At 49.3% G+C, this 4,789-nt stretch carries 6 protein-coding genes; 1 reads left to right on the top strand and 5 read right to left on the bottom strand.

Annotation, left to right across the window (positions count from 1 at the left end; translation table 11 throughout):
- Positions 1 to 116 precede the first annotated feature (116 nt).
- The gene (locus J0895_RS22705) at positions 117 to 1,013 is read left to right on the top strand and encodes a DNA cytosine methyltransferase (RefSeq protein ID WP_207090266.1); all 897 of its coding nucleotides are present in this window, start codon (positions 117 to 119) and stop codon (positions 1,011 to 1,013) included.
- A 100-nt stretch (positions 1,014 to 1,113) separates the two neighbouring features.
- Here the strand turns inward: J0895_RS22705 and proC are convergent, their stop codons facing one another.
- The 5 genes from proC to J0895_RS22730 all read right to left on the bottom strand — a co-directional run.
- Entirely contained in the window at positions 1,114 to 1,923 is an 810-nt protein-coding gene (proC, locus tag J0895_RS22710; protein ID WP_207090267.1) for a pyrroline-5-carboxylate reductase, read from the bottom strand.
- An 81-nt stretch (positions 1,924 to 2,004) separates the two neighbouring features.
- Entirely contained in the window at positions 2,005 to 2,610 is a 606-nt protein-coding gene (locus J0895_RS22715) for a cell division protein SepF (RefSeq protein WP_207090268.1), read from the bottom strand.
- Positions 2,611 to 3,152: 542 nt separating this feature from the next.
- Entirely contained in the window at positions 3,153 to 3,818 is a 666-nt protein-coding gene (locus tag J0895_RS22720; protein ID WP_207090269.1) for a YggS family pyridoxal phosphate-dependent enzyme, read from the bottom strand.
- Positions 3,815 to 4,084, bottom strand: coding sequence for a transcriptional coactivator PipX (gene pipX / locus J0895_RS22725; protein WP_207090270.1), 270 nt, complete (start codon positions 4,082 to 4,084; stop codon positions 3,815 to 3,817). The genes J0895_RS22720 and pipX overlap by 4 nt, the downstream gene beginning before the upstream one ends.
- A gap of 422 nt (positions 4,085 to 4,506) precedes the next feature.
- Positions 4,507 to 4,789 (bottom strand): chorismate-binding protein (locus J0895_RS22730; RefSeq protein WP_207090271.1); only part of this gene is annotated, 283 nt, incomplete at its 5' end.

Consider the following 4,789-nt stretch of genomic DNA (forward strand, 5'->3'; position numbering starts at 1 on the left):
CTATATATTGAGGTTAAAACAGCCGGTAGCCGATTTTCGTCTATTACCAACGTCTCTAGGGTTGAGTCATAATTAAATCAGACAAGTAGAGCTACAGGTTAAAGTTCTGTCATATCATGCGAGTAGCATCTTTTTTCGCGGGAATTGGAGGATTTGATTTAGGATTTGAAAGAGCCGGAATGCAGGTTGTATTTCAATGTGAAATTGATCAATTTTGTCAAGCCATATTAAAACGTCATTGGCCTAACGTACCGCTTTATGAAGACATCACAACCCTCACCCCTACAACTATCCCTCAATCTGACTTATGGTGTGCCGGATGGCCCTGCCAAGACCTCAGCAACGCCAACACAGAAAGAAAAGGACTCGGGGGAGAACGAAGCGGACTCTTCTATAAATTTATGGAACTTGTTGGAGAAGTTCAGCCGCCGTGGTTGGTCTTGGAAAATGTGCCTGGATTGCTCTGTGCCGAGCAAGGAACCGCTCTTGAGGCAGTTATCAACACGCTGGAAACGCACGGGTATTTGGGGGGATGGCTATCGTGTAACGCTCTCCATTCGGGCTTACCTCACGACCGAGATCGCGTCTTCTTTATCGCCAGTTTTAGATCCCAACGTGCCTATAAAATCTTTACTGACAGCAGCGAATTGTCTGGGAATTCTCCGCCGGGAAAATCGCGCAAAACGAAAACTGGATCCAGTATTTGTGAAAGCACTTTCAGAAACAATCCGCTTGTGGTACAACGTCGCGGAGGCTTCGGGTACACCCTGGCGAGAAATATCTGCCCCACGTTACGCGCCCAAGCTGGAAAACATCAAGGAGGTCATTCAGACCGACCAATACTCTGTGGCGAGAAACTTGACCTGGACCGAATGGGAAAGGTTGATGGGGTTTCCCCCCGGATGGACAGTCGTCGAGGGAGAGTCCTTGGTAATGCCGTCATCCCCCCGATCGCCGAATGGATTGGAAGAAAAATCCTAGAAGTTGAAATCCCTAGTCCGTCGGTTCCCTAGAGAAAAGACAAACCGGGTTTCTTTACAAACTCTCTGCTTGTTTTGCTACAAACAAAGGTCTAGAAACCCCTTGTTTTGTCCTTACTCGCTTGAAGTTTCCTTATGTTCCGAGTTGGCGCGATCGCTCCGTAGCGGCTTGTACGGCTTCGATGCAGGCAGACCGAAATCCGGCTTTTTCTAATTGGGCAACTCCGGCGATCGTCGTGCCTCCGGGACTGGTTACCCGGTCTTTCAGTTCTGCCGGGTGCAGTTTACTCTCTTGAATCAGGGTCGCGGTTCCCAATACGGTTTGTAAGGCGAGTTGGGCGGCAATAGTTCGGGGTAGACCAGCACGAACACCGCCATCTGTCAAGGCTTCGATAAAAATTGCTACATAAGCGGGTCCGGAACCAGAGAGGCCAGTGACGGCATCCATCAGGGACTCGGGAACCTGGACCACATCCCCCACGGCTTGTAACACAGATTTGGCCCGGTCGAGGTGTTCGGGTTGGACCTGAGTTCCCGGGGCGATCGCAGTAATCCCGGCCCCAACGGTAGCCGGTGTATTCGGCATAGAGCGGACAATCGGTGCGCCGGGAAAAGCCCGTTCTAATTTACTTAGGGGGACTCCGGCCAAAATGGACAGAATCACGGGTATTTTTCCATTCTGGCCGAGGGAAGGCAAAGCAGCGCTGACGGACTCGAAGACTTGGGGTTTGATGGCTAAGAGCAAGACTTCCGTCGCTTCCGCCACCTCGGAATTGTCTCCAGTGACTCTGACCCCATACTGTTGCGCTAAAAACTCGCGGCGCTCCTGCATGGGATCACTAATCAGAATTTCCCCAGGCTGGTAAGCGGCACGAGCAATCAGGCGGGATAGGAGCGCTTCTCCCATGACCCCGCCTCCAATAATTCCTAGTTTTACCAACAACGGTCGTTAATTTCTTGTAAGGTTTGTAAGGTTCTTGGTCAACTTGGCTATAAATGCGATCGCTGACCAAGAACGGTTGATTTACTGTGCCATCCGGACTTGTTCCGGCGTCCAGCTTGTTTGGACAGAGGGAGGACGGGCGGTCCGTAGGTGGGGTTGCAAGACATCGTGAACCACACCGCTTTGAGTGCTCACTTGAACACAGCTGGGGGTAAACAGGAAAATGCTTTCCCCAATTCGTTCTTGATGCCCATCTAAGGCATAAGTCCCACCGGCAATAAAATCAACGGCTCTTTGAGCTTGATCCGGATCCATCATCGTCAGATTGAGAACGACGGATTTGCGTTCCCGCAGGGCTTGAATGGCTTGAGGCATTTCCTCAAAGGATTTCGGCTCCATCACCACCACTTCAGAAATGCCGTTGGCGGCTCCAGGTAGACCGATCACGTTATTGATAGCATTCATACTTGACCCCATTGCGCCTTCTGATCCAACCATTCCCATTCCGGTTGGGGTCGTCCGCAAGGGGGTGCGATTGCGGCGAGCTTCTGCTTCAGGAGAGGCTGCGGGTTGGTCTTGGTAAAGGTTTTGGTATCCTTCTCCTTCTATTTCGTCGTACTCGTACTCATAATCGACTGATTCATTGAGTCCGACCATATCTCGTAGCTTAGAAAAAATCGTATTCACGGTTTTTGCTCCATCAAAACTAGGGTAACATCAGGGCATTCTCTATAAAATCCCCATTCCAGCCGAAATAGATTTTGGATGTTAGTTCGGTATAGACTCAGGTTCCGACTCAATCAACCCCTAATTTGGGGTGGAGTTCCAACGACTGAGGCGCGGCTTAACCCTTGGCTCCCGCTTCGGTTATAGATGCCCTTGAGCGTGACTGAGCGCCGGGGTAAACCCCGTTGAGGAAGGAACTCTCTCCTAACAGGAAATGCACTCCATTCGCCATGCCCAACCCTACCCAAGTTATCAGTTTATTGTATATTGCCATAAGTTGCCGATTATGCCCAAAATTTTCCAGACTTTTTGTCGGGAATTTGGTGCAATCGGGGGCGGTGGTTGATCACTATAATTGAAAACTGGATTTGAACTGGATTTGAACTGGATTTTTGGGGGTGGAACCCGGAGATTGCCGATCGCGATTGGGACTGGACTAAAGGGGGTGAGGGGGGAATGATTCGCCCACCTTTTCCTCAATTCTAACGGTCCGGGGCGGGATTTTACGGCGATCGCTCTCCAAACAGAATTGTCCCCAATCTTACCATTGTGGACCCGGCTTGGACGGCTAAATGATAATCCCCTGACATTCCCATCGATAACTCCTGCATCGAAATCTTATCCCAATTTTGGGCCTGGATTTCTTGAGCGAGTTGACGAGTGCGCTCGAACAGTGCCAGGGTTTGTGCTTGATCCAATCCCAACGGGGGAATGCTCATTAATCCTTTGATTTCTAAGTTTTTACACTGATTTAGGGAGCCTAAATCCTCTAGGAGTTCAGAAATCTGCCACCCAGATTTGTTGGCGTCGGGTACGATTTTTACTTGAAGGCAGACTTTTGGTTTAACCCCGAGTTCTTCCGCCAAGCGATCGACTCGTTGCGCTAATTTCAAACTTTCAATAGAATGGATCCATTGAAAGCGCTCTAAGGCAGCTTTAACTTTATTACTTTGCAGGTGTCCAATCAAGTGCCAGGTTAGACCGGGCAGGTCCCCGAGTTGCTCAGATTTAGCTAGAGCTTCCTGAATTCGACTTTCCCCAAAATCTCGAATTCCCGCCTGATAAGCTTCCATCATGGCATCTACCGACACCTGTTTGGTGACGGCAATCAATCGGACTGATTCGGGTAAGTTGGCGCGGATCTCAGCAATCCGTTGGGCGATCGTCATTGAAATGTGCGTTTGTGGATGAGTTGAAGTTCCGCGAATTCCTGAGCTTGCCCCATTCGTCTGAGCAATCGCAAGCGGTTTTCGACGAGGAGGCGAGCATCGGCACGGGTGACCGGCTCAAATCTTAACCCTTCTGAGCCAGAAAGCGCTAAAAAAAATAGGCGTTGGGCATATAGGGTCGTGAACAACTCCTGATTTTGTTCGATCAGACATACCCGATAGAGCAGACCAAAAGTAGGATGATTTAAGTAAGTTTCAGTGTTCATTCAGGTTCAGATGAGTACCGTTAATCATAACCGTTATAGAGTCACTAAGGTGCCCCTGGCGGAGTCAGCTGGTATGGAGTTTCGGGATATGACCCATTTCCCCCCTCTGAGTTTTTGTCTCCAGCTTGGACGGGGATAATTTTATCAGAAATCGTGTAAATCCCCGTACTCTTAGGCTAGGGATAGATAAGAAATTGGATAATTGTTCCCCGCAGTGGCAGCGTCTGGTTCTCTACTACTCATTCTGGAGGGAGATGCTCCCTCTCCTTAATTCTCTTGTCTATCTGCTGCCAGATGGCCTATATTCCTGTTTTAACCTGAAGCTAGATTATCCTGTGAAGGTACAGCCATCAAATTGGAGCGATTGCTGCATTAATCATTAGCATTTTCATAACACCTGGAGCAAGCGATCGCCACTTTCATCAACTTTCACGGGAGGCGATCGCCATCTGCAATGCCGCAAGTTGAGCGCGGGCTTTATCTAGGGACTCATACCATTCTTTTTCCGGTTCACTATCGGCAACAATTCCGGCCCCCACTTGTCCCCACACTCGATAGGTTTTCTCCTCATTTTTGGCCGTTCTTGATGTCTCTGGCGCAAATAATAACGTCCGAATCAAAATATTCAAATCAAGCTGTCCTCGCCAGTCTAAATAGCCACATGAACCATAAAATAGACTGCGCCGCACAGGTTCTAATTCTTCA

The sequence above is a fragment of the Phormidium pseudopriestleyi FRX01 genome (assembly GCF_017313335.1).
In the GTDB taxonomy this organism is placed as follows: Bacteria; Cyanobacteriota; Cyanobacteriia; order Cyanobacteriales; family Laspinemataceae; genus Laspinema; species Laspinema pseudopriestleyi.